Origin of the sequence: Pseudomonas sp. B21-035 (genome assembly GCF_024748945.1) — a bacterium.
GTDB lineage: Bacteria > Pseudomonadota > Gammaproteobacteria > Pseudomonadales > Pseudomonadaceae > Aquipseudomonas.
This window is the reverse complement of record NZ_CP087179.1, coordinates 4,565,741-4,590,345: the sequence shown is the minus strand read 5'-3', so window position 1 is coordinate 4,590,345 and position 24,605 is coordinate 4,565,741. Positions and strand designations below refer to the sequence as shown.

At 63.0% G+C, this 24,605-nt stretch carries 16 protein-coding genes; 5 read left to right on the top strand and 11 right to left on the bottom strand.

Annotation, left to right across the window (positions count from 1 at the left end; all coding sequences use genetic code 11):
- Positions 1–120: 120 nt before the first annotated feature.
- Positions 121–384, top strand: coding sequence for a type B 50S ribosomal protein L31 (locus LOY22_RS20920; protein WP_045197685.1), 264 nt, complete (start codon positions 121–123; stop codon positions 382–384).
- Here LOY22_RS20920 and LOY22_RS20915 read toward each other — a convergent pair.
- The gene (locus LOY22_RS20915) at positions 377–4,705 is read right to left on the bottom strand and encodes a DEAD/DEAH box helicase (protein ID WP_258594673.1); all 4,329 of its coding nucleotides are present in this window, start codon (positions 4,703–4,705) and stop codon (positions 377–379) included. The genes LOY22_RS20920 and LOY22_RS20915 overlap by 8 nt on opposite strands.
- Before the next feature lie 118 nt (positions 4,706–4,823).
- Here LOY22_RS20915 and LOY22_RS20910 point away from each other — a divergent pair, with 118 nt between their 5' ends.
- Positions 4,824–5,237 carry an NUDIX domain-containing protein gene (locus LOY22_RS20910; RefSeq protein WP_258594672.1) on the top strand — a complete coding sequence of 138 codons (414 nt, stop codon included), beginning with the start codon at positions 4,824–4,826 and terminating at the stop codon, positions 5,235–5,237.
- 22 nt (positions 5,238–5,259) lie between these two features.
- Positions 5,260–5,898 carry a LysE family translocator gene (locus tag LOY22_RS20905; RefSeq protein ID WP_045197690.1) on the top strand — a complete coding sequence of 213 codons (639 nt, stop codon included), beginning with the start codon at positions 5,260–5,262 and terminating at the stop codon, positions 5,896–5,898.
- A 3-nt stretch (positions 5,899–5,901) separates the two neighbouring features.
- Here LOY22_RS20905 and metR read toward each other — a convergent pair whose 3' ends face one another.
- Positions 5,902–6,819 carry a transcriptional regulator MetR gene (gene metR / locus LOY22_RS20900; RefSeq protein ID WP_213603431.1) on the bottom strand — a complete coding sequence of 306 codons (918 nt, stop codon included), beginning with the start codon at positions 6,817–6,819 and terminating at the stop codon, positions 5,902–5,904.
- 110 nt (positions 6,820–6,929) lie between these two features.
- Between metR and metE the strand changes: the two genes are divergently transcribed.
- Positions 6,930–9,239, top strand: coding sequence for a 5-methyltetrahydropteroyltriglutamate--homocysteine S-methyltransferase (gene metE / locus LOY22_RS20895; protein WP_258594670.1), 2,310 nt, complete (start codon positions 6,930–6,932; stop codon positions 9,237–9,239).
- A gap of 42 nt (positions 9,240–9,281) precedes the next feature.
- Here the strand turns inward: metE and LOY22_RS20890 are convergent, their stop codons facing one another.
- Positions 9,282–14,693, bottom strand: a complete 5,412-nt coding sequence (locus LOY22_RS20890; protein WP_258594668.1) for a dermonecrotic toxin domain-containing protein — start codon at positions 14,691–14,693, stop codon at positions 9,282–9,284.
- Between the two features lie 201 nt (positions 14,694–14,894).
- Here LOY22_RS20890 and LOY22_RS20885 point away from each other — a divergent pair, with 201 nt between their 5' ends.
- A complete protein-coding gene (locus LOY22_RS20885) occupies positions 14,895–15,887 on the top strand; it encodes an alpha/beta fold hydrolase (RefSeq protein ID WP_093380104.1) in 993 nt (330 codons plus the stop codon).
- 22 nt (positions 15,888–15,909) lie between these two features.
- Here the strand turns inward: LOY22_RS20885 and LOY22_RS20880 are convergent, their stop codons facing one another.
- The 8 genes from LOY22_RS20880 to glpD all read right to left on the bottom strand — a co-directional run bounded on the left by LOY22_RS20880 (position 15,910) and on the right by glpD (position 24,566).
- Positions 15,910–16,236, bottom strand: coding sequence for a GlpM family protein (locus LOY22_RS20880; RefSeq protein ID WP_176794324.1), 327 nt, complete (start codon positions 16,234–16,236; stop codon positions 15,910–15,912).
- 33 nt (positions 16,237–16,269) lie between these two features.
- The gene (locus tag LOY22_RS20875) at positions 16,270–17,595 is read right to left on the bottom strand and encodes a sigma-54 dependent transcriptional regulator (RefSeq protein ID WP_093380107.1); all 1,326 of its coding nucleotides are present in this window, start codon (positions 17,593–17,595) and stop codon (positions 16,270–16,272) included.
- On the bottom strand, positions 17,592–19,499 hold the full coding sequence (locus LOY22_RS20870; protein ID WP_093380110.1) for an ATP-binding protein: 1,908 nt from the start codon (positions 19,497–19,499) through the stop codon (positions 17,592–17,594). Before LOY22_RS20870 ends, LOY22_RS20875 begins: the two co-directional genes overlap by 4 nt.
- A gap of 65 nt (positions 19,500–19,564) precedes the next feature.
- Positions 19,565–20,299 carry an amino acid ABC transporter ATP-binding protein gene (locus LOY22_RS20865; RefSeq protein WP_045197706.1) on the bottom strand — a complete coding sequence of 245 codons (735 nt, stop codon included), beginning with the start codon at positions 20,297–20,299 and terminating at the stop codon, positions 19,565–19,567.
- On the bottom strand, positions 20,296–20,964 hold the full coding sequence (locus tag LOY22_RS20860; protein ID WP_176794325.1) for an amino acid ABC transporter permease: 669 nt from the start codon (positions 20,962–20,964) through the stop codon (positions 20,296–20,298). The genes LOY22_RS20865 and LOY22_RS20860 overlap by 4 nt, the downstream gene beginning before the upstream one ends.
- On the bottom strand, positions 20,961–21,707 hold the full coding sequence (locus LOY22_RS20855) for an amino acid ABC transporter permease (RefSeq protein WP_045197710.1): 747 nt from the start codon (positions 21,705–21,707) through the stop codon (positions 20,961–20,963). The genes LOY22_RS20860 and LOY22_RS20855 overlap by 4 nt, the downstream gene beginning before the upstream one ends.
- A 100-nt stretch (positions 21,708–21,807) precedes the next feature.
- Positions 21,808–22,740 (bottom strand): glutamate/aspartate ABC transporter substrate-binding protein, encoded by a 933-nt coding sequence (locus LOY22_RS20850; protein WP_258594665.1) that lies wholly within the window; start codon positions 22,738–22,740, stop codon positions 21,808–21,810.
- Between the two features lie 287 nt (positions 22,741–23,027).
- A complete protein-coding gene (gene glpD, locus LOY22_RS20845; RefSeq protein WP_093380119.1) occupies positions 23,028–24,566 on the bottom strand; it encodes a glycerol-3-phosphate dehydrogenase in 1,539 nt (512 codons plus the stop codon).
- Between the last annotated feature and the right edge of the window lie 39 nt (positions 24,567–24,605).

The window sequence follows — 24,605 nt, the reverse complement described above, 5'->3', positions numbered from 1 at the left end:
CCCGCAGCGCGCAAGGGCTGCAAGCTTCATCTTGGAATCGAAAATCATTTGTATTTGCGAGCAATTGATATGTTATATAGTATCAGCTCTTGTTCGTTCATTTTCCCAAGAGGCTTGGCCATGAAACCCGGCATTCACCCCGACTATCGCCCCGTGCTGTTCCACGACACTGCCGCCGATGTGTACTTCCTGATCGGCTCGACCGTCGACACTGACCGCAGCCACACCCATAGCGACGGCAAAACCTACCCCTACGTGGCCCTGGATGTTTCCAGCGCTTCGCATCCGATCTATACCGGCCAGCAACGCAAGACCACGGTCGAAGGTCGGGTGGCCGGATTCAACAAGCGCTTTGCCGGGTTCGCCGCGCCGCAGGTCAAGTGACCAGAGCAGCATCGCGGATCAGGCGCTCGCGCCATTCGCCATGCGCCGCCAGTTCATCTTCTGCATTGAACTGGAGCTTGCCGGCAATCAGCGTCGCCACCGGCACACCATCGCGATAAAGCAGGCGATTGCCGCTGACTGCAGGCACCTTGCTGCCCGGCAGCAGGGTGCCGACCAGGTTCAGCGGGTCGCTGGCGCTGATCGCCACCAGGCTGCCATCGAGCGGGCGCCGGCGCACTTCGCGTAGCAGTGCCACGGCCTCGGGCAGGGCGAACTGCTCGCCGGCCAGGCCGCTGATAAAGCGCCCGCCACGGATTTCGCCGCGGGCTTCCAGGCGGTGGTAGCAGCGCAGCAGCTCGCGCCAGCTGGGCAGCCAGTCGGCCTCGCGATCCAGCAAGCGCCAGCACATCACGCCATAGCGGCGCAGCAAGGTGCGGGCGATGTGTTCAAGGTCCTCGTCACGCTTGGCAGTGGGTTTGCGCAACAGCGCCCAGCGCCCGGCGTCTTCCATACCGCCGAACAACGGCCCGCGACCGCGGCGATGGCTACGGCCCTGGCGTTTGCTCGCCGGGGTAATCAGTGCACGCAGGCCGGCAAAGCTGTCGGCGCTGATCAAACCGGCGGCCACCAGCTCTTGCAAGGCGTTTTCCAGTTCGCTGGGCAGCAGGTGGGCGTCGTGCACCAGCTCATCGAAGAACAATGCGCCGTGTTCGCTCAACACCGTGTGTACGCGTTGGGCACGCAGGCCCAGTTCGCTGCTGTCCAGCGCCGGGCTCAGGGCCCGCCACAAGCCCAGGCGGGGGCGTGGCAACAGCACCAGCGGCGTGCTGCGCAGGGTGCTCGCCGCGGCGCTCGGGGCCAGGCGCGCCCAGGCATATTTGCCGGCGCGGCAGGCTTCGTCGAGCCAGCGCGGGCTGTAGTCCTTGAGCCGGGTGGGCAGCAGGTCGCTTTCCCAGGCCGCCGCCGCTGCGGGGTAACCTTCGAACTGATCGAGCACGGCGCTCAGCGCGGCCTGGCCTTGCAGGCGCGAGCCGGGTGCCAGGTGCTGCCAGTCGAACAGAAAGCGGGTGAAGTCCTGCAGGCTGACCGGTTCGATTTCCCGGCGCAGGCGCTTGATGGTGTAGCGATGAATCCGCGCCAGCAGGTGCCGTTCGCACCATTGCAGCGCTTGCTGGCCCGGTTGCTGGTTCGGTTGCTGATTTGGTTGCTGATTTGGTTGAAAGTAGTACCCGCGCATCACGTAGCCTTCGCCTTCCAGGCGGGCCAGGGCCTGCTCGATGGCGCTGACCGGCAGTTGCAGCGGCGCGGCAATCTCCTCGGTCGTCAGCGGGCCGAAGCCGCTCAGGCGTGCGCGCAGCAGCTCGACCAATGCGGCTTCGGCGTCCATGGCCTGATCAAAGCCGGGCAGGGCGCTGACGTCGGGTGTCAGGGGCGCGTTTGGGTACAGGGCGCGCAGCAGCATCAGGCGTTCGCGGGCCAGCCACAATGCTTGGCCACCGCTCAGTTGCAGGCGGCAGGCGCGGCCTTCATTGCCCAGCGCCGCCAGCCACTCTTGCCAGCCGTCATTGGCCTCGGCTTCGGCCTGGCTGATGCAGGCCAGGCTCATCAGAGCCTCATGCATTTCATCGCTGCGGGTGGGCGTCGGCCACGCCTCGCTTTGTACGGCGGCGATGGCCTGCGGGTCGAGCGCGCCGAGGTCATCGCTGCTTTGCGCCTCGTTCCAGCGGCGATTGAGTACGGCCTGGGTGCGTCGTTCTTCTAGCGGCGCATCATCCAGGAAGGTATAGGGCCGGGCGTTGAGAATGGCCGAGGCCAGCGGCGAAGGCGCGGGCAGGTCACGGGCAATCAGCGTGATCTGGCCGTGTTCGATACGCCGCAGCAGCGCCAGCCAGCCTTCGCTGTCCATGGCTTCGTGCAGGCAGTCGTCGAGGGTCTGCTCGACCAGTGGGTGATCGGGAATCTGCCGCTCGCCGGCGAGGTTTTCCAGGCAGGCAATCTGGTCGGGGAACACTGCGGCTATCAGGTCTTCGCTTTTCATCCGCTGGATTTGCGGCGCCACCTTGCGCCCGCCGACAAAGCGCGGCAGGGCCAGCGCGGTGCCGGCATTCCAGCGCCAGCGCACGCCGAACAGCGGCGCATCGAGCAGGGCCTGGATCAGCACCGCCTCGGCGCTGTTGCTGTGCAGGTAACGCCAGACTTCTTCGAGGGCAAAGCTGTGGCTGGCCGACAGCGACAGGACAATCGCATCTTCGCTGGCCGCCGCCTGCAGCTCGAAGTTGAAGGTACGGCAGAAGCGCTTGCGCAGGGCCAGGCCCCAGGCGCGATTGATGCGGCTGCCGAACGGTGAGTGGATGATCAGCTGGGTGCCGCCGGACTCGTCGAAAAAACGCTCCATCACCAGGGTCTGCTGCGAGGGCAGGGCGCCGAGCACCTGGCGAGTATGGGCCAGGTATTCAAGCAATTGCTCGGCGCTGTCCAGGCCCAGGCTCAGCTCGGTCGTCAGCCAGTCGAGCAGCGGTTGCAACTGGCCGTCGGCAGCGCCCAGGCGCTGGTCGATCTCGCCTTGCAAGCGTGCCACGCCTGCCGACAACTCGTCACTGCGCCCCGGCGCTTCACCGAGCCAGAACGGGATGCTCGGCGGCAGGCCCTTGGCGTCCTCGACCCGCACCCGGCCGCTTTCCACGCGCAGGATGCGGTAAGAGGCGTTGCCCAGCTGGAAGATATCGCCAGCGATGCTTTCCACCGCGAAGTCTTCGTTGACCGTGCCGATGTTCAAGCTCTGCGGTTCGAGCACCACGCTGTAGTCGGCGTTATCGGGGATGGTGCCGCCGCTGGTCAGCGCCGTCAGTTGCGCGCCACGGCGCCCGCGCAGGGTACCGTTGACCGCATCGCGGTGCAGATAGGCGCTGCGGATACCCTGGCGACCATTGAAGCCTTCGCCGAGCATGCGCAGCAGCGCCTGGTAGTGGCCTTGATCCAGCTCGGCGTAGGGCATGGCCCGGCGCAGGCAGTCGAACAACGCCTGTTCATGCCATTCCTGGCTGCTGACTTCGGCGACGATCTGTTGCGCCAATACGTCCAGCGGTGCCTGCGGCACCTGCAGGCGATCGAGCTCGCCGCGCCGTACGCAATCGAGCAACGCTGCGCATTCGATCAGGTCATCGCGCGACAGCGGGAACAGCCGGCCCTTGGGCGTGCCTTCGACCTGGTGCCCGGAGCGCCCGACTCTTTGCAAAAACGCGGCAATCGAGCCGGGCGAGCCGATCTGGCAGACCAGCTCGACCTCACCGATATCGATGCCCAGCTCCAGCGAGGCGGTGGCTACCAGGACCTGCAGCTCACCACGCTTGAGCCGTTGCTCGGCGTCCAGGCGGTACTCCTTGGCCATGCTGCCGTGGTGCGCGGCCACGGCGTCGCGGCCCAGGCGTTCACTCAAATGGCGGGTCAGGCGCTCAGCCAGGCGCCGGGTGTTGACGAACACCAGGGTGGTGCGGTGCTCGCGGGCCAAGGCCGCCAGGCGATCGTAGACCAGGCCCCAGACATCTGTGGCCATCACCGCGCCAAGCGGCACCGGCGGCACTTCCAGGCCCAGGTCGCGGGGGCGGGCATGGCCGATATCGACAATCGCGCACTCGCGCCCCTGGCCCACCAGAAACTGCGCCACGCGCTCGACCGGGCGTTGCGTGGCCGACAGGCCGATGCGCCGCAGTGGCCGCCCGCACAGCGCTTCAAGGCGTTCCAGGCTCAGGGCCAGATGGCTGCCGCGCTTGTTGCCGGCCAGGGCGTGGATTTCGTCGACGATCACCGTGTGCACGCTGGCCAGGCCCTGGCGCCCGGAGGCCGAGCCGAGCAACACATACAGCGATTCGGGGGTGGTCACCAGAATATGCGGCGCCTGGCGGCGCATGGCTGTGCGTTCTTTTTGCGGGGTATCGCCGCTGCGCACCGCCGTGCGGATTTCCAGCGGCGCCAGGCCTTGCTCGGCCAGTACCGCGTTGATCCCGGCCAGCGGCGCCTGCAGGTTGATCTGGATATCGTTGGACAGCGCCTTGAGTGGCGAGACGTAGACCACCTGGGTCTGGTCCGGCAACTGGCCGGCGGCCAGGCCCTGCACGAACAGCTCGTCGAGGATGGCCAGGAAGGCAGTGAGGGTTTTGCCCGAGCCGGTAGGCGCTGCCACCAACAACGATTGCCCGCTGCCGATCAACGGCCAGGCTCGGGCCTGGGCGGCGGTGACCGTCGGGAACTGGCGCTCGAACCAGGTGCGGACCGCGCGGTGGAAGGCGTCCAGTTCCGGGTGCTTGCAGGCGGGAAGATTCATGGCCTGTTTATGCGGCCAATGGCGCGGGCTTGCAAGGGGCGTTCGTCAGACCGGCCCAGGATTGAAAGGCACCTGCCAACATGTGATCCTTGCGCGCTTTCCTGTTCACGAGCGTCCCATGAGCAAAACCATCCGCATCGCCGCCGCCCTCCTGCTTGACCCGCAAGGCCGTACCCTGCTGGTGCGCAAGCGCGGTACCCAGGCGTTCATGCAGCCGGGCGGCAAGATCGAGGCCGACGAGCAGCCGGTCAGCGCCCTGGCCCGCGAGCTGTTCGAGGAGCTGGGCCTGGCGATCGAGGCGGAGGACGCCGAGTACCTGGGGCAGTTCAGTGCCCCGGCCGCCAACGAGCCGGGTTTTGTCGTCCAGGCCGAGATTTTCAAGGTGCACACCGCCATGCCGGTCGAGCCTGCCGCGGAAATCGAAGAGGTGGTCTGGGTCTCGGCGCGCAAACAACTGACCCTTGAGCTGGCGCCGTTGACCCGGGACTTGATTCTGCCGCTGTACCGGCAGTTAACTACAGCACCTGCCTGATCTCACTTGCAAAGGAATGCCGATGATCCCCACCCATGAATGGCTGCTGTTTATCGGCGCCGCGCTGCTGATGGTGCTCACCCCCGGGCCGAACATGATCTACCTGATTTCCCGTTCGATCTGCCAGGGCCGCATGGCTGGGGTGACGTCGCTGCTGGGGGTGGTCGGCGGCTTTCTGGTGCACATGACGGCCGCAGCCATTGGCCTGACTGCTTTGTTCATGGCCGTGCCGCTGGCCTACGACCTGCTCAAGTGGGCCGGTGCCGGCTACCTGCTGTGGCTGGCCTGGCAGGCGGTCAAGCCGGGTGCCCGTTCGCCGTTCGAGCCTCGCGAGCTGGCGCCGGACTCACCGCGCAAACTGGTGTTGATGGGTTTTCTGACCAGCGTGCTCAACCCCAAGGTGGCGGTGTTCTACCTCTCGGTGCTGCCGCAGTTCGTCTCGCCGGAAAACGGCTCGGTGCTGCTCCAGAGCCTGGCCCTGGGCCTGACCCAGATCGCCGTGAGCTTTTCGGTCAACCTGCTGATCGCATTGTTCGCCGCCGGCATCGCCGGTTGGTTTGTGCGCTACCCGCTGTGGCTGATGCTGCAGCGCTACGTGATGGGTTTCGTCCTGGCCGGCCTGGCGTTGCGCCTGGTGCAGGAGCAACGCCGGGCCGTGTAAGGCTCAGCGTACCGCGCTGACGCCATCGAGGGTCGAGAACGAGGTGTCCTTGGCGGTCAGCAGAAAATCGCGCATGTACGGCGCATCGAGCATGTCGCTGCGCACCGCCGCGTAGAGTGTGGCGAACAGGCCTTTCTCGCCCAGGCGCTTGGCCTTCACGTAGCCGCGCGAACTGTACTCGTGCAAGGCCCAGTGCGGCATGCCGCAGACCCCGCGGCCGCTGGCCACCAGTTGCATCATCATCACCGTCAATTCGGCCGTGCGCACCTGCGCGGGCTCGACGTCGGCCGGCTCCAGGAAGCGGGTGAAGATATCCAGGCGGTCACGTTCTACCGGGTAGGTGATCAGGGTCTCCATGGCCAGGTCTTCCGGCACCATGTACGGCTTGTGCGCCAACGGGTGCTGGTTGGCCACGGCAAGCATGGCTTCGTAGGTAAACAGCGGCACGTAGGTGATGCCGCTGAGCTCCAGCGGGTCGGAGGTCACCACCAGGTCGAGGTCGCCGCGGGCCAGCGCCGGCAGCGGGGCGAAGGCAAAGCCCGAGGCCAGGTCCAGTTCGACCTCCGGCCAGGCATCGCGGAACTGGTCGATGGTCGGCATCAGCCACTGGAAGCAACTATGGCATTCGATGGCCATGTGCAGGCGCCCGGCAGTGCCGCCGGCCAGGCGGGCGATGTCACGCTCGGCGCCGCGCAACAATGGCAGGGTGGCATCGGCCAGCTGCAGCAGGCGCAGGCCGGCGCTGGTAAAACGCAGCGGCTTGGTCTTGCGCATGAACAGCGGCATGCCCAGGCGCTCCTCGAGCTCCTTGAACTGATGGGACAGTGCCGACTGGGTCAGGTGCAGGCGTTCAGCGGCCTCGACCAGGCTGTCGGCTTCGCGCAAGGCGTGCAGGGTTTTCAGGTGGCGAATTTCCAGCACCGAGGGGCTCCATGAGTAAACTTTGAGATGAACACGAATTTATTGAGTTTGTCTCATGTTGGTCTGACTGTCGACAATAGCGTCATCTTTTACAGGGAGGACGTTTTCTCATGGCACTGGCCCACAACCTTGGTTTCCCGCGCATCGGCGCTGACCGCGAACTGAAAAAAGCACAAGAAGCCTACTGGAAAGGCGATCTCGATCAGGCCGGCCTTGAAGCCGTTGGCCGCGAACTGCGTGCCCGTCACTGGCAGGTGCAGAAAGACGCCGGGATCGAGCTGCTGCCGGTTGGCGACTTTGCCTGGTACGACCAGGTGCTGACTCACTCGCTGACCTTCGGTGCAATTCCCGAGCGCTTCGCCCAGGTTACCGGTGATAACGGCCTGCCGACCCTCGATACCCTGTTCGCCATGGCCCGTGGCGCCAGCACCTGCTGCGGTGCCAGCCACGGCCAGACGCAATATGCGCAAGAGCTGACCAAGTGGTTCGACACCAACTACCACTACCTGGTCCCGGAATTCAGTGCTGACCAGCGCTTTCTGCTCAGTTGGGAGCAACTGTTCGAAGAAGTCGCCGAAGCCCAGGCCCTCGGCCACGCGGTGAAACCGGTGCTGATCGGCCCGCTGACCTACCTGTGGCTGGGCAAGGCCAAAGGCGGCGAGTTCGACAAGCTCGACCTGCTTGAGCGCCTGCTGCCGGTGTACGGTGAAATCCTCAGCCGCCTGTCGCGCCAGGGTGTGGAGTGGGTGCAGATCGACGAGCCGATCCTTGGCCTGGACCTGCCGCAGGAATGGAAGAACGCCTTCGAACGTGCCTACCACATCCTCCAGTACTCGCCCCTGAAGAAACTGGTCGCCACCTACTTCAGTGGCCTGGAAGACAACCTCGGCCTGGCCGTCGGCCTGCCGGTGGATGGCCTGCACATCGACCTGGTGCGCGCCCCGGAACAACTGCCGGCCGTGCTCGATCGCCTGCCAACCTACAAGGTACTGTCGCTGGGTGTGGTCAACGGCCGCAACATCTGGCGCTGCGACTTGGACAAGGCCCTGGAGCAGCTGCAACAGGCCCAGCAGCGCTTCGGTGCCAACCTCTGGGTCGCCGGTTCCTGCTCGTTGCTGCACAGTCCCGTGGACCTGTCCCGTGAAGACAAGCTCGATGCCGAGCTGAAAAGCTGGCTGGCCTTCGCCGTGCAAAAGTGTGAAGAGATCGCCGTGCTGGCCAAGGCCCTGGATACCCCGCACTTGCCAGCAGTACAAAACGCCCTGAGCCACAGCCGCGCGGTACAGAAAAGCCGTGCCGAGTCGCCACGCATTCACAAGCCGCAGGTCCAGGCGCGCCTGGCCGCCGTCACCGCTGCCGATAGCCGGCGTCAGTCGGCCTTCGCCCAGCGTATCGAAGCCCAGCGTCAGCGCCTGCAATTGCCGGCGTTCCCGACCACCACCATCGGTTCTTTCCCGCAGACCTCGGCGATCCGCCTGGCGCGTCAGGCCTTTAAGCAGGGCAAGCTCTCGGCCAACGATTACACCGATGCCATGCACAGCGAGATTCGCCATGCCGTGCAGGTCCAGGAGCGCCTGGGCCTGGACGTGCTGGTGCACGGTGAAGCCGAGCGCAATGACATGGTCGAGTACTTTGCCGAGCAACTGGACGGCTATGCCTTCACCCGCTTTGGCTGGGTGCAGAGCTACGGTTCGCGTTGCGTAAAGCCTGCGATCATCTACGGCGACCTCAGCCGTCCGCAGGCCATGACCGTGGCCTGGATCGAATACGCCCAGCGCCTGACCAGCAAGGTCATGAAGGGCATGCTGACGGGCCCGGTGACCATGCTGATGTGGTCGTTCCCGCGCGAAGACGTGTCGCGCAAGGTCCAGGCCGAGCAACTGGCGCTGGCCATTCGTGACGAAGTGCAGGACCTGGAAGCCGCCGGCATCAAGATCGTGCAGATCGACGAAGCCGCGTTCCGTGAAGGTCTGCCGCTGCGCCGGGCGCAATGGCAGCAATACCTGGGTTGGGCGGTGGAAGCCTTCCGCCTGTGCTCAAGCGGCGTGCGCGATGAAACCCAGATCCACACCCACATGTGCTACAGCGAGTTCAACGATGTGATCGAAGCGATCGCGGCCATGGACGCCGACGTCATCACCATCGAGACTTCACGTTCGGACATGGAGTTGCTGGAGGCCTTCGAAGCTTTCGACTACCCCAACGACATCGGCCCGGGCGTCTACGACATCCACTCACCGCGGGTGCCGGACACGGCCGAGATGGTCAAGTTGATGAGCAAGGCGGTCAAGCGCATCCCGGCTGAACGCCTGTGGGTCAATCCGGACTGCGGCCTGAAGACCCGTGCCTGGCCGGAGACTGAAGCGGCACTTATCAACATGGTCGCGGCGGCGCGGCAATTGCGCAGCGAACTGGCGTAGAGCGCGAACCGGGCATCCTGTTCAAGGATGCCCGGTGTGGTTTCAGAAGAGGTTGGCGAAGACACGTTCGGCCAATGGCCGGCCCAGGTCACCTCGCCAGATTTGCACTTCTTCGATCTGGCTGCTTTGCCATTCTGTGCCCAGTTTGCGCTGGGCCGGTATTTTCAAATGGGCTTTGTCGAACTCGGCAAAGCGCGGCTTCTGCTTGTTGTAATGGAAGTGCGCATACCAGAGGGTACGTCGCGGTTGTTGGGTGCGATCATAGATGACGTACTCCTGCAGAAAGTCCGGACGTCCATCGGGGCGTTTTCTTAGTTCCACAAGGCCGCCAACCTTTTCGATCTCCACCACACCCCGTTGATTCTCTAAGTACTCAAGGTGGCCGCCGTTAGGCTGTTTGGTTTGCAGAATTTGCTGGACGCGCAGTTGACGTCCATCGTTCACCAGCTGTCTTGCGGCTTCGCGCAGTTCGTTGATCAAGTCGTCGGTGGGGCTTAGGCGTTCGATTGTGTTGGCGGCAGCATTCAGGTCGTCGGCCCGTTTGAGCATCAAGTCCTCAAGGCTGGCGGGTTCCAGATTTTGAGTGGCATAACCATCTACTTTGTTGCGAAACGCAGAGGATCCGTCGAGAAACTTGCGTGCCTCGGAACGGCTTTGTGAAAGCGACGGTTGACTGGCTGAACCTGCGGACGTGTCGGGGTTTTGCAGGATGAACTTACCGTCGGCGCCTTGAATGTAGATTTCGTCACGGCCATTGATACCCGTGAGCGTGTAGGTGTTGCGCTGTTGTGTGGGAGTACCAATAAGGTAAAGGTCGTCAGTGGTCTGAAACACCCGAGCGCTTGTGGGCTGGTTTTTCGGCACGGTTGGAAGATTTTCGGTGGGTGTATTCAAGTAGCGGCTGTAGTAATTGATGCTGTCGTCGAGGCGACTCTCTAGTACCTTTACAACAGCGGCGTCGAAGTACTCATCATCGCTGATGCTCCAGTAGCGCAGATTGTTCTTGAAGGCTTGAAGTTCATCGACCCCTTGTTTGAGTATTGCACTGCGTTGCGCTCTGCTATGGCTGACCGAAGCAAGCTGGCTCAGGGCATAGAGCATCCGGTCAAGGCGATTGCGCGGTGCTGACAATTTTATCTGAAGATTGGCCCAGCCTAGGTCGAAACCGCTTAGCGGTTTACTGATCAACTCTTTGAGCTGGTCGATTCGCAGGCCGTTGAGCACCACGGGTGTGAGGGTATCGGTCACGCGATCGATGTCGCTGATAAAGTCCCTTCGGTCAATGCCCTGGGTGATTTTGAGTTTCCAGATCCTCATGTTGTCGAGATGGCGTGCCATCAGTTCAAGCGCTTCAAGAATGTTGCGGCGAAGGGGCAGAGCCTGATTTCTCTTCTGCGCCATTTGACGGGCAAGGGTGTAAAAAGCCTCTCCTGCGGTTCCGTCCGCCGCCAGGGTTTGCGGGATTCTCTGGACCAGTCTGTTGACCTCCAGGCCGATGTTCGCTATTTCGGTATTAATAGACTCGATGCGTGTGATGGCGTTGTTCAATCTGAGGTGGTAACGGCTGGTCAGCATTTTCGCTGTGACGCTCATTTGATCTTTTGTTGCCTGGGCATTGGAGCGGGTTGCCAGTGCCAGGAAGTCTTCGTAGGTTGTGTACAGCGCAATTGCGTCCTTGATGTCCTTTTCGAGCTCTTGTTCTGTGACAGCGAGCCCTTGGCGGTGTTTGTCATTGACTCTGCGTGTTTGCAGTTGAAAGGCTTCACCGTCTGACCTTAACTTGTTTAAAAGCCTTTGGTATTGGCGCTGACGTACATCCGTCCATGATATCGGTAGCCGCTCGCGAATCGCCGCCGGCCAGTACGGTGCCAATACATCCGCCAGATGCCCCAGTACCTGGCCGCCGCCTGCACCGCCGCCGCGCAGGTGCACGCCATACAGCGCGAAATGGGTGTCCCACTGGCCGTTTTCATTCAGCGCGATATTTTTCCGCCAGGTCTTGAACTGTGTGCCACGCAGACGCCAGGTGTGTTCCGTCTCCAGCCATTGCACCTGGCAGGGGCGGTCGCCCACCAGGATGAAGTCGCCTTTGGCGTGCTGGTAGATGCCTTTGTACTTGCCGTGGCGCCCCGGCTCGATCCCGGCCAGCGACAACGGCGTCTGGTATTCGTAACCTTCAAAGCGCGACAGGCGTTGGGCGCTGCCGGGCGCAAAGCCCGCCGCCGGGCCTGCTTGCAACAGTTGCAACTGACGCTGGCGGGTCAGCTGACGGGCGCTCAGGGCCTTGAGGGGCAGGCCGGGCGCGAGGTCGATGGCAGCATCGACGAAAGCCAGCAGCACTTGTTGCAGCGCCTCCAGCGCCTTGTACACCTCATCCTGGCGCAATGCGCTGACCAGTCGGGCACTGGCTTCAAAGAAGTCGTAGACGGCGACGACGGTCCCGATTACCGGAATGAAGCCCAGCGCCATCTTGATGTAGTTAAAGATCATGCCGCTCTGGTAGGCGAAGTTTTCCAGCCACAGGTCGCGGTTCGAGCGCGAGGTGGCGCGATGGGCTTCGAGAATGCGGCCACCCTGGGCGTCGAGTAGGTGCTGGGCCAGTGAGGTGGTCGAGGGCCATGTCGTGCCCAGGCCAATAATGCCGTCGAAGCGATGTTTGATGGCCTGGCGCATCCGCGATCGGTGTGCGTCCGGGTTGCCCAGCAAGGCGCGCCCGGCCAGGTAGTCGATTTCGCCGCTCTGCTTGCTCAGGTCATACAGCCCGGAACGGGCCGCTTCCAGGCTGCTGTACTGGCGTACCAGGCGGGTGGGATGCTCGGGTCGGTAGAGTACGGTGATGCCGCTGTTCTGATCGCTGATGAAGGTGACCCCGGACAGCGTAGTGCCGTAGCTGTCGGTGTCTTCGCCGCCTGCGGTCAGCCGGGCAGAAATCAGTTCAATATCATGGCCGTCGGCTTGGTAGGCCGCTTTGCTGTCGGCGTCGATGGCGATATTGAAGATCGTCTGGCCCCTGTCGTCCAGCTCGCCCTTGGCCCTGGCCTGGGCGCTATGCATGATGAGCATCTGGCGGAAAGGTTCACCCAGGCATTGACGCCGATAGGCCCGGGAAAAAGCGCCTTCGTGAGTGCCCCGATACGCCTCGGTGATCTTGTTTTCGTATTGCTGGGCCAGGTCAAGGTCGGTGGCCAAGCCGCTCAGGTAGGTTTTGTCGATGCTGTCCTTGAGCTGTTGAACAAGCGCCTGATTCGATGTGTTGAGCTTCAGCTTGAGAAAACTCAGACGCTCTTTCATGGCCTCGTCGATGTTGTCCAGCAACAAGGCATCCAGCGTCAGGTCGACCCATTTGTTGCTGGCCTTGAGCGTCGGCTTGGTGGCAATGCCCTGGGGGCTGGTGCTGTCAACCACAATGGGCACCCACGAGGTGCTCTCTGGCAGGTAGAGGGTGATGGGGCTGTCGTCGTAGCCAGGGAAGTCCTGCTTCAGGCGTTGGCTGATGAGCTGGCGGCAGAACAGTTCGCGGTGGGGCAGGTCGCGGGCGACCAGGGCCTGGGCCCGGTGCATGGCCGCGATGAAGCCGAGGGTGCCGGCCTTGAGCATCGCGCGATCGCTGGCCGACAACTTGTCCAGCCAGTTCAGGGGAGCGCCCGTCAACGTGGCACTGGTTTCCTGTTCCTGGATCAGGTTGAACGCGTACTCGCGCGCGGCGTGGCGGGGGACCTGCAGGCGCCGGGTCAGTGCTTCTTTCACCGCCGCGGGCGCCTCCTCGGTGGTCAGCGCAGTCTTGGCCTGGCTTAAATGGTGGGCCAGAACCACGGCCAGGACATCGCCGGTCACCGGGCTCAGGCTCAGTGACTGCTCGCTCTGATCGTTGATGGCGAAGCAGCGGGTCAGTTCCGCTTGGTTGGCGCAGCGCAGCAGCCCGCCGGCTTCACCCGGCCAGTACAGCAGCAGGCTCTGCGGGTTGTCACCGTCCTGCAGGGTCACGACCAGGCAATCATTGAGGGTGGTGCTGGTAGAGATTTGGACGCCATTGTCCATCGACGTTGTGTTGAGCACTGGATGCGCCGCGACAATACTGGAGCCCAGGCGCGGGAAGGTGTCGGGTTGATCGAGAAGGCTTTCGAGCCACCTCAATTCTTCGTTATCGATTTGCCCCAGCAGGTTCTGAAAGCGCGCGTGGGCGCGCAAGCCGTGGTAATGCGCCTGGAGCAGCGCAGCATTGGCGGCGGGGGATTGCTCCTGGTGCCAGGTGTCGGCCTTCAGTTGCTGCTCAATGGCCTGTTCCGCTTGTTGGCAGGCATCGCCAAGAGTTTGCTGATGATCCTTGAGCGCTTGCAGATCGGTTTCGGCAATGCTGGCCATCAGTGCCCGCTGGGTGTTGATCTGTTGCAGGCGGATGGAATAAGGGATGTCGAGGTTCAAGCTGCCAAAGTCGTAGAGCGAACGCTGCGAGGCGTCTTCGCTGTCGGTTGATTCAAGGGCAGGCGGCAGGCTGAAGATGCTTGAACTGCGCTGCTGAGTATCGACCCAGTGGACCATCGACAGCGCAAGTTCGCCAAACTGGCGAATATCTTCGCCGGGCTTGAAGTCCAGCGCGCTCAAACGCTCATTGAGCAGGCTGTTGAACAGCGGGCTGAAACCGCCTGAAAGGCTGCCGTGGCTTTCATAGCTGACGCTGGAGACCGTGGCGCCAATGGCCGCCTCCAGGTCCGCCTGGGACGCGTGGGTACTGAAGCCGCTGTCGGGGCGATACAGCATCAGCTGTGGTTCGTCTTCGATTTTGAACAGCAGCGCTCCTGGCATTGCCTGTCCGTCTATCGCGACGGTCTGGATCTCGATACCTTGCTGGCTTTGCCATTCAGGGTTGTCGAGCACCTCTTGGACCGCGCGCTGCTGTTGCCTATCGAATTTGCCGGTTGCCAGCGCCACATCCCAACTGGCCTTGAAAATATCCAGGTACTGGTGCTGGGCATGGGTACGGCGGCTGACGACGGTATCGGCGGCCCGCGCTTGCCAGTAGCGATCCCACTGGCGTCGGACCGCTGCGGGAAGGTCCAGTTGCGCAAGCCTGGCGAGCAGTTGTGTGGGTGTCAGGCGCAAGGTCGGATGATCGGGGCCCTGAGCGGTCACCTGGGCGTGCTGGTCAAGATCAGCGGGCGGCTGGGGATACTGGCGCGTGTGTAGCGCCAGGGCGACCAGGCTGACATCGCTGTCGTGTGCATCGGAGATACGGAATCGCAGGGCAGTGCTCAGTGGATCGACACCCAGCTGTTCGCGTACTACGTCCTGTAGTGTCTGGTAAACGCCGGGTGCTTGTGCAAGCAAGGTGGTGAAAGTATCGCGGTGGTCTTTCCAGCGTTTGCTGGCATCTGCCAGCAACGCAGTGTCGTGGTTTATGACTGAAATGAAATCCACAGGAGAGTGAGGGGCGGGGACTTCTGGCAAATCGCTCATGGCGGTATCCCAAACGTGAAGTTATGGCCGGAAATGGCGTTCACATTGGGCGCGAGGCGTTGCCGCTAGATGCGGTACATAGGTACTGCGGATAACCGTCGGGCGACATTCATCAAACTGTCACGCAACTGTGGCAGCGCGCTTGAACGAATTTCATCAGACTCGCGCTCTACTGGGGATTTGCATTCTGGTGTTTCGCTCATGCGGGCTTTGGTTTTTTTTCTGGCGCTGATGTGCGCCATTCCTTCTTTTGCAGCGGCGCGTTGCGACGTCAACGTGCCCACTGAACGGGTCGAGCTGGCGCAGGTCAGCCTGGCTTACCAGAGCATCGGGCGTGATTCGGACCCGGTCTTGCTGCTGGTCATGGGCCTGGGCGGGCAACTGATCCACTGGCCCGATGAAGTGGTGGTGGCCCTGTGTCAGCAGGGCTTTCGGGTGATCCGCTACGATAACCGCGATGTCGGCCTGTCCAGCTGGAACCAGGCGCCAGACGACGCCAACCTGACCTTCGAAGTACTGCGCTACAAGCTGGGTTTGCCGGTGGCCGCGCCTTACACCCTGAGCGACATGGCCGAAGACGGCCTGGGGTTGATGGATGCCCTGCAGGTCGAGCGCTTTCATGTCCTGGGCGTGAGCATGGGCGGCATGATCGCCCAGCATCTGGCGGCGCTGGCACCGCAGCGGGTCGAGAGCCTGACCCTGATCATGTCCAGTTCCGGTGCCCAGGGCCTGCCGGCACCAAGCCCGGCGCTGGTGCAGTTGCTGGCCAGGCGCGGTGCGCCGAATCGCGAGGTGGCGCTTGAACAGCAGGCCGACTTGCTGGCCGCCTTAGGCAGCCCCGAGGTCAAGGATGATCGTCAGGCGCTGCTTGAGCAGGCCGCGATAGCCTACGACCGCGCCTTCAACCCCGAAGGGGTCAAGCGCCAGATCATGGCGATCCTCGCCGAACAGAGCCGGGTTGAGCTGCTCAACAACCTGCGCCTGCCGACCCTGGTGGTGCATGGCACCGCCGACCCGCTGCTGCCGGTGATGCATGGCGTACACCTGGCCGCGCACATCAAGGGCAGCCAGCTACGCCTGATTCCAGGCCTGGCGCATCGCTTTCAGGAGCAGTTCAAAGGGCCGTTGCTGGGTGCGGTGTTGCCGTATCTGAACACGCAGCGCCTGGCCGATACCCATGTGGCGGTGTATTGATACTGCTGCTGCCCTGAACAGGTCAATGCAACCTGACCCAGACACTCACCAGCACCGTCGCCGCCACCAGCCAGGCCAGGGTCGCCAGGGCCAGCGAAGTTTCCAGGCGCAGGCGCTCGACCAGCAGGTACAGCGTCGCCAGGTAAACGAAGTAGGGGATGATCGACCACGCACTGAACAGGATGGTGGTCTTCAGGTCCTCCAGTGAACGCCCCTTGCCGACGATGTAGTGGGCGATCAGGGCGAAGGTCGGGAACAACGGCACCAGGCCGGCTATGTAGTAGTTGCGGGTCTTGGCCAGGGCGGCAAGGATCACCACCACGGCCGCACCCAGGCAGGCTTTGAGGATCAGGTCCACGTTTTGTTCCGTTTCTGCGGCCGGTCAGCCCAGGCCATACTTTTTCACTTTGTCGAACAGCGTGGTCTTGGCCATGCCCAGCTCCTGGCTGGCCTGGCTGAGGTTGCCGCCGGTACGTTGCAGGGCATCGCCGAGCAGGTTGCGCTCGAAGGCCTCGACCGCTTCGGCAAAGCCCAGGCCCTGGTTGGCGCTGGCACCGGCCTTTTTGAATGCCGGCAAACCCAGGGCATAGCGCTCGGCGACGTTGCGCAGTTCGCGCACGTTGCCTGGCCAGTCGTGGGCCATCAGCCGCGACAGGGTCTGGCTGTCCAGTTGCGGGACTTCCCGGTCGAAGCGCAATGACGACTGCTGCAGGAAGTGTTCGAACAACTGCAGGATGTCTTCGCGGCGTTCGCGCAGCGGCGGCAGTTCCAGGGTCACCACGTTCAGGCGGTAATACAGGTCGCTGCGAAACTGCCCGCTCTGGCCCAGGGCGTCGAGGTCGGACTTGGTCGCGGCGATCACCCGGCAATCGACGGCGATGCTCTGGTTCGAGCCCAGGCGTTCCAGGGTGCGCTCCTGCAGCACGCGCAGCAGCTTGATCTGCAGGTTCAGCGGCATGCTTTCGACTTCGTCGAGGAACAGCGTGCCACCGTTGGCGTGCTCGATCTTGCCGATCCGGCGCTTGCCGGCGCCGGTAAAGGCGTTGGCTTCGTGGCCGAAAATCTCGCTTTCGAACAGGTTCTCCGGCAGGCCGCCGCAGTTCAGGGCCACGAACGGCGCGCCCTGGCGGCGGCTGAAATCATGCAGGCAACGGGCGACCAGTTCCTTGCCGGTGCCGGTCTCGCCCTCGATCAACACGTTGGCCGAGGTATCGGCGACGTTGGCGATCAGTTCACGCAGGTTCTGCATGGCCGGCGAGCGGCCGATGATTCGCCCTTCAAGGGTACTCTGCCCGGCCAGTTGCCGGCGCAGGGCAAACACTTCGCGGGACAGCCCGCGCTGCTCCAGGGCACGGCGCACCACTTCGACCAGGCGCTCCGGGGCGAAGGGTTTTTCCATGAAGTCGTAGGCGCCGTTGCGCATGGCGCCGACCGCCATGTCGATATCGCCGTGGCCGGTGATCAGCACCACCGGCAGGCTGCGGTCGCGGGCCTTGAGGCGGCTGAGCAGTTCCAGGCCATCGATGCCGGGCAGGCGGATGTCGCTGACAACGATGCCGGCAAAGTCATCGCCGATGCGCTGCAGGGCCTCTTCGGCGCTGCCAACGCCTTCGCAGGCAATGTCTTCCAGGGCCAGCGCCTGCTGGCAGCCGAGCAGCACATGCGGGTCGTCTTCGACGATCAGGACAGTTAGGGGCGCTTGGTTCATAGGGACTCGGCTGATTCTGTGGGGGCATTGACCAGCGGCAGGCCGAGCACGAACGCAGTACCGCCGCTGGCGGGGTGTTCGACGCTGAGGCTGCCCTTGGCGGCGGCGGCGAGGCTGGCAGACAGGGTCAGGCCCAGGCCCAGGCCGTGCTCTCCCGGTTTGGTGGTGAAAAACGGTTCGAACAGGTGCTTGCGTGCTTCGTCATCGATACCGTGACCGTTGTCGCGTACGCGCAGGCGGTACTTGTCGCCCTGCAGCTCGCCTTCCAGCCACAGCTGCGGCATCGGTTGCGCGGCCATGGCATCGAGGGCGTTGCCGATCAGGTTGACCAGAATCTGCTCCAGGCGGGTCTGGTCAATGGCCAGCTTCTGGTCTTCGTAGTTGCTGTGCAACTGCAGGTGACAGCCGGCGATGCGGTTGCCCAGCACTTGCAGGCTGGCCTCGACGGCCTTGCCCAGCGAGGCCTTGCCGCTGTCTTCGCCACGGCGGGCGAAGGAGCGCAGGCTGGCGGTGATGCGGCCCATGCGGTCAATCAGGTCGTTCATGGTGCGCAGGTTGGTGCTGACGGTTTCCAGCGCGCCGCGTTCGAGGAAGCGCACGCTGTTGCCCGACAAAGTGCGCAGGGCCGCCAGCGGCTGGTTCAGTTCGTGGGCGATGCTGGTCGACATCTGGCCGATGGCGGCCAGCTTGCCGGCCTGGACCAACTCGTCCTGGGCGTGGCGCAGGGTCTGCTCGGCATGCCGGCGTTCGCGGATCTGGCCCTTGAGGCGTTCATTGCTGGCGCGCAGGTCGGCGGTGCGTTCGGCGATCTTGCGCTCCAGCTGGCTGTTGGCTTCTTCCAGCGCTTCACGGGCGGCCAGGCGCGTGGCGATCACCTTGCGCCGTTCGTTCCAGGCAATCAGCAGGATCGCCAGCAGGGCAAAGGCGACGCCGACCAGGATGCCCTGGACCATGGATTCGCGGCGCAGATCCTGCAGCGGCGTGAGCAGGGTGAAGTGCCAGGGGGTGTCGCTCAGGCGCCGGGTTTGCGCCAGGTACGCCACTTCGCGGCGGCCATCGCCGAGTTCGGCATTGGCCGGGAAGCTCAGCTTCTCGACGCCGTCGGCGATTTTCTCCCGCGACAGCGGCTCCAGTTCATTCAGCGGCCACCAGTAGTACTGCAGGCTGCGCGCCAGGCGTTCCTTGATTTCCGGGGTCAGCGGGCGCACCGACTTGAGCCGCCGTGCCGGGTCGCTGGAAAGGATGATGATGCCGTTCTCGTCGCTGACGAACGCCTCCAGGCGAGCCCGTTGCCAGCGCTCTTCCATGGCCTCAAGGCGCACCTTGATCACCGCCACACCGATGATCTTGCCGTGTTCTTCCAGGCCGTGGGCGAGGAAATAACCCGGCTCCCCGGTGGTGCTGCCGATGCCATAAAAGCGCCCCGGCTGGCCGCGCACGGCGTCCTGGAAATAGGCGCGGAACGACAGGTCTTCGCCGAGGAAGCTATCGACATCGCGCCAGTTGCTGGTGGCCTGGACCCGGCCGCTGGTGTCGAGGACGAAGATCGCCCGGCTGCGACTGCGGCGGTTCAGGCCTTCAAGGTATTCGTTGACCGCCTGGCGGTGTTCGCCATCGGCTTCGGTGAGCAGGCTGGAAACGCTGTTTTCAAGCTCCAGCAGGCTTGGCAGGTAGGTGTACTTGCTGATCTCGCTCTCGACCGCGCGCGCGTGCAGCTCGAGCTGTCGCTCGCCGTTTTCGCTCAAGGTGCGGATGCCGTTGTGTTCGCTGATCATGAAGCCGGCCACGCCCAGGCCGATCATCAGCAGGATGATCAGTGGCGGTAACAGCAGCTGGCGAATCAGACGGGGTTTCACGGCAAGGGCAGGCTTGGCAGGGCGAAAGAGCGTAGGGTCGCATTTCATCACAGTAGCCTTGGTACGGCCAGCACGCTCTGCCGGCGTACACCGGACAGAGCGTGATGATCACCTCAGTGTTGCAGGATCTTGCTGAGGAAGTGCTGGGTACGCTCGTCGCGCACGCTCTGGTCACCAAAGAACTCTTCCTTGGTGCAGTCTTCGATGATGTTGCCCTTGTCCATGAAGATCACCCGGTTGGCGACCTTGCGGGCAAAGCCCATTTCATGGGTCACGCACATCATGGTCATGCCTTCGTTGGCCAGCTGGACCATGACGTCGAGTACTTCGCTGACCATTTCCGGGTCCAGTGCCGAGGTCGGTTCGTCGAACAGCATGACGATCGGGTCCATGGCCAGGGCGCGGGCAATCGCCACGCGCTGTTGCTGACCACCGGAGAGCTGGCCCGGGTGCTTGTGGGCATGCGCCGAGAGGCCGACCCGCTCAAGCAGTTGCAGGCCCTTCTTGGTGGCTTCTTCCTTGCTGCGGCCGAGCACCTTGATCTGCGCAATGGTCAGGTTTTCGGTGATGGTCAGGTGCGGGAACAGCTCGAAGTGCTGGAACACCATGCCGACCCGCGAACGCAGCTTGGGCAGGTTGGTCTTGGGGTCGGCGATCGAGGTGCCGTCGACCACGATGTCACCCTTCTGGAAGGGTTCCAGGGCGTTGACGCACTTGATCAGGGTCGATTTGCCCGAGCCCGACGGACCGCAGACGACAACCACCTCGCCTTTCTTGACCTCGGTGTTGCAGTCGGTCAGAACCTGGAAGTCCCCGTACCACTTGTTGACGTTCTTGATGGAGATCATACGGTTATCCTTTTCTGCAGACGCTTGACCAGGAAGGAAGCGGAGAAGCTGATGACGAAGTACACGGCGCCGGCAAACACCAGGAACTCGTTGGAGCGCCCGATGATGTCGCCACTGGCCCGTGCCGAGTTGAGGAAGTCGACCAGGCCGACGGTGTAGACCAGCGAGGTGTCCTGGAACAGGATGATGCTCTGCTGCAGCAGCAGCGGGGTCATCTTGCGAAACGCCTGGGGCAGGATGATCAAGCGCATGGTCTGGCCGTAGGTCATACCCAGGGCCTGGGCGGCGCCCATCTGGCCCTTGGCGATCGACTGCACGCCGGCGCGGACGATTTCACAGAAATACGCCGCCTCGAACATCATGAACGCCACGACGCAGGAGGTGAACGCCCCGATCGGGGTGTCTTCGCCAGTGATCCAGCGCAGCACGAACGGTACCGCCAGGTAGAACCAGGTGATCACCAGCAGCAGCGGGATGGAGCGAAAGTAGTTGACGTAGGCGCCGGCCACGTTCGACAGCAGCTTGTTCGACGACAGGCGCATCAGGGCCAGGATGGTGCCCAGCACGATACCGCCGACAACGCCCATGACCATCAGCTGCAGGGTCATGAGCATGCCGTTCCACAGGCCCGGCAGGGCAGGAATGATTCCACTGAAGTCCATTATTTACCCCCCACGGAGATCAGGCCGGGCACGGCGACTTTCTTCTCGACCAGGCGCATCAGCAACATCAGGCCCATGTTCAGGGTGAAGTAGATCAGGGTCGCCAGGGTGAAGGCTTCAAACAGGTTGGCCGAGAACTCGGCGGTCTGTTTGGTTTGCGCCAGCAGCTCCATCAGGCCGATCAGCGAGGCCACCGAGGAGTTCTTGAACACGTTCAGAAATTCCGAGGTCAGCGGCGGAATGATGATCCGGTAGGCTTGCGGCAGCAGCACGTTCCAGTACACCTGCGGCAGGCTGAAGCCCATGGCGCGGGCGGCGGCTTCCTGGCCGCGGGGCAGCGCCTGAATGCCGGTACGCACCTGCTCGCAAACACGCGCGGCAGTGAACAGGCCCAGGCAGACGATCACGCTGATCAACGCCGAGGTGGTCGGGTTGAGGTCCTGCTTGTACCACTCCTGCAGGTTCTCTGGCAGCAGGTCGGGCACCAGGAAGTACCAGATGAACAGCTGCACCAGCAGCGGTACGTTACGAAAGAGTTCCACGTAGGCGGTGGCAATGCCCGACACCAGACGGTTTGGCACGGTACGCATGACGCCGAGTATCGAACCCAGCAGCAAGGCAATGATCCAGGCGGCAATGGCAATGGCGATGGTCCAGCCCAGGCCGGTGATGTACCAGTCCAGATAGGTTTCGCTGCCCACGCCAGTGGACTTGAAGAATACGCCCCAGTCCCAGTTGTAATTCATCGGGATCTCCCCTCAGATCAGTTTTTCACGGGCACCTTCGAGCATCCGGGGGTGCGCGAGGCACCCTCGGATGAAAGGTTAGACACTAACTAGCTGGGGATCAGGACTTCTTTTCGTCTGCAGCTTTGTCGGTTGGTTCGGCGATCAGCTTCTTGAGTTCGTCGCTCATCGGGAACTGCAGGTTCAGGCCTTTAGGTGGCACTGGCTGGTTGAACCACTTGTCGTAGATCTTGTTGATCTCGCCCGACTTGTAGAGGGCGACGATGGCATCGTCGACGGCTTTCTTGAACGCAGGATCGTCCTTGCGGACCATGCAGCCGTAGATTTCATAGGACTGCGGGGTGCCGACAATTGCCCAGCCCTTCGGGTTCTTGGCCTTGGCCATTTCACCGGCGAGCAGTGCGTCGTCCATCATGAAAGCCACGGCACGGCCGGATTCAAGCATCTGGAACGACTCGCCATGATCTTTGGCCGAGATGACGTTCATCTTCATCTGCTTGTCGGCGTTCATGGCCTTGAGGATGCGCTCGGAAGTGGTACCGGCGGTGGTAACCACGTTCTTGCCGGCCAGGTCCGCGAAGTCTTTGTACTTGGCGTTTTCCGGCTTGCCGTCTTCTGCTTTGGTCAGCAGGCGGGTGCCCACCTCGAAGATACCGACCGAGAAGTCGACCTGCTGCTGGCGCTCGACGTTGTTGGTGGTCGAGCCGCACTCGACGTCAACGGTGCCGTTCTGGACCAGCGGGATACGGGTCTGGGAGGTGACGAGGTTGTATTTGACCCTCAGGTCCGGCTTGTTCAGGTCCTTTTTCAGGGCCTCGACGATTGCCAGCTGGATGTCATGGGAATAACCGACGGGTTTGCCCGAAGCGTCGGCGATGTAGGAGAACGGAATGGAAGCGTCGCGGTGCCCCAGGGTAATGGTGCCCGAGTCGTTGATCTTTTTCAGGGTGCCGGTCAGTTCGGCAGCGAAGGCTGGCGCGCTGATCAAAGCGGCCGCAACAGCGGCGCCCAACAGATGGGGAACGATACGCATCAAAATTTCCTCGACGTTGTTTTTTTTATGGAGCCGTTGGCCGGCTCTTTCGTTCAGCGAACACTGCAGTGAAGCGTTTTGCGCATTCGGGTACTGAGTGTAGAGCATGACTCGTGCCAAGCCCTGATTTCGATCATAACGCCATGAAAAATCGGGGGATTAATCTTTTTTGACGGTTTGCGGAAGGTAGGATTCGTCCGGATGGCCGAATGAGGTGGTGTTTAGTGTTCGGAAATCCGAATGGATGAGTTCATCGCGAGGCTTTGCCCCGCGATGATGTTCAGCGATCAGGCCGCCTGAACCCGCGCGCGGTTCAGTTCCAGGCGCTGCAGGTAATCCTGCAACGCCTGCTGTTCGGCGGCGGTAGTGAACAGCCCCAGCTTGCTCCGGCGCCAGAGGATGTCGTCGGCATTCACCGCCCATTCCTCGCTGCACAGGTAATCCACCTCGCGGGTGAACAAGCCGCCGCCAATCGCCTCACCCAGGTCTTGCGGGCCCTGTACGCCTTCGAGCAGGCGCCAGACGCGGCTACCGTAGGTGCGTGCCCAGCGCTTGGCAATCTCCACCGGCAACCAGCCACAGCGGGCCAGGATGGCATCCACCAGCGCCTGCGGGGTGCTCATGTCTTCACCGCCCGGCAGGGGAGCGGTGGCGGTCCAGCTGCCGCGCATCTGGGTGAAGAACGGCGCCAGTTCGCTCATGGCCGACTCGGCCAGTTTGCGGTAGGTGGTCAGCTTGCCGCCGAACACCGATAGCAGCGGTGCTTCGCCGGTGCTGGCCGACAGCGCCAGGGTGTAGTCGCGGGTGACGGCCGACGGATTGTCGGATTCGTCGTTGCACAGTGGGCGAACACCGGCATAAGTGTGGAGGATATCGGCGCGGCTGAGCTGGTGGTTGAAGTGCTCGTTGACCACTTTCAGCAGGTAATCGGTCTCGCCCTCGGTGATAGCTACCTTGGCCGGGTCGCCGGTGTACTCGCGGTCGGTGGTGCCGATCAGGGTGAAGCGTTCGAGGTACGGAATGGCGAAGACGATGCGCTGGTCTTCGTTCTGCAGAATGTAGGCATGTTCGCCGTCGTACAGTTTTGGCACGATCAGGTGGCTGCCCTGGATCAGGCGGATGCCGTACGGTGCATCGAGCTTGAGGTCGTCCTCGATGAACTTGGCCACCCAAGGGCCTGCGGCATTGACCAGCGCGCGGGCCTTGATCGACTGCTGGCTGCCATCGGCGTTTTCCAGTTGCACGTTCCACACCCCATCGACCCGGCGGGCGCTGATGCAGCGCGTGCGGGTCCGGATGTCGGCGCCTTTTTCGCGGGCGGCCATGGCGTTGAGCACCACCAGGCGGGCGTCATCGACGGCGCAGTCGGCATATTCGAAGCCACGGGTAATCGCCGGTTTGAGCGGGTTGCCCGGGCCAAAACGCAGGCTGCGCGACGCACCGAGCTGCTTGCGCTTGCCCAGGTTGTCGTAGAGGAACAGGCCGGCGCGGATCATCCAGGCCGGGCGCAGGTGTGGGCGGTGCGGCAGCACGAAGCGCATCGGCTTGACGATGTGCGGCGCCTTGGCCAACAGCACTTCGCGCTCGGCCAGAGCCTCACGCACCAGGCGGAATTCGTAATGCTCGAGGTAGCGCAGGCCGCCGTGGATCAGCTTGCTGCTGGCCGAGGAGGTATGGCTGGCCAGGTCGTCCTTTTCGCAAAGGAACACCGAAAGACCGCGTCCGGCTGCATCGGCGGCAATCCCCACACCGTTGATGCCACCGCCGATTACAGCGAGGTCATAGATTTCGGCAAGGGCGGGCGATGGCAAGCTGGATTGGGACACGGGTGGCCTCCTGAAGGTCTTTCCGACATCGAATCTGAA

Excerpts from the sequence above, each read along its gene's own strand:
- LOY22_RS20855 (WP_045197710.1), bottom strand. The coding sequence starts at position 21,707 with ATGAATTACAACTGGGACTGGGGCGTATTCTTCAAGTCCACTGGCGTG.
- LOY22_RS20910 (WP_258594672.1), top strand. The coding sequence starts at position 4,824 with ATGAGCAAAACCATCCGCATCGCCGCCGCCCTCCTGCTTGACCCGCAA.
- LOY22_RS20890 (WP_258594668.1), bottom strand. The coding sequence starts at position 14,693 with ATGAGCGATTTGCCAGAAGTCCCCGCCCCTCACTCTCCTGTGGATTTC.
- LOY22_RS20850 (WP_258594665.1), bottom strand. The coding sequence starts at position 22,740 with ATGCGTATCGTTCCCCATCTGTTGGGCGCCGCTGTTGCGGCCGCTTTG.
- LOY22_RS20920 (WP_045197685.1), top strand. The coding sequence starts at position 121 with ATGAAACCCGGCATTCACCCCGACTATCGCCCCGTGCTGTTCCACGAC.
- LOY22_RS20905 (WP_045197690.1), top strand. The coding sequence starts at position 5,260 with ATGATCCCCACCCATGAATGGCTGCTGTTTATCGGCGCCGCGCTGCTG.
- LOY22_RS20875 (WP_093380107.1), bottom strand. The coding sequence starts at position 17,595 with ATGAACCAAGCGCCCCTAACTGTCCTGATCGTCGAAGACGACCCGCAT.
- LOY22_RS20870 (WP_093380110.1), bottom strand. The coding sequence starts at position 19,499 with ATGAAATGCGACCCTACGCTCTTTCGCCCTGCCAAGCCTGCCCTTGCC.
- LOY22_RS20865 (WP_045197706.1), bottom strand. The coding sequence starts at position 20,299 with ATGATCTCCATCAAGAACGTCAACAAGTGGTACGGGGACTTCCAGGTT.
- LOY22_RS20915 (WP_258594673.1), bottom strand. The coding sequence starts at position 4,705 with ATGAATCTTCCCGCCTGCAAGCACCCGGAACTGGACGCCTTCCACCGC.
- LOY22_RS20885 (WP_093380104.1), top strand. The coding sequence starts at position 14,895 with ATGCGGGCTTTGGTTTTTTTTCTGGCGCTGATGTGCGCCATTCCTTCT.
- metE (WP_258594670.1), top strand. The coding sequence starts at position 6,930 with ATGGCACTGGCCCACAACCTTGGTTTCCCGCGCATCGGCGCTGACCGC.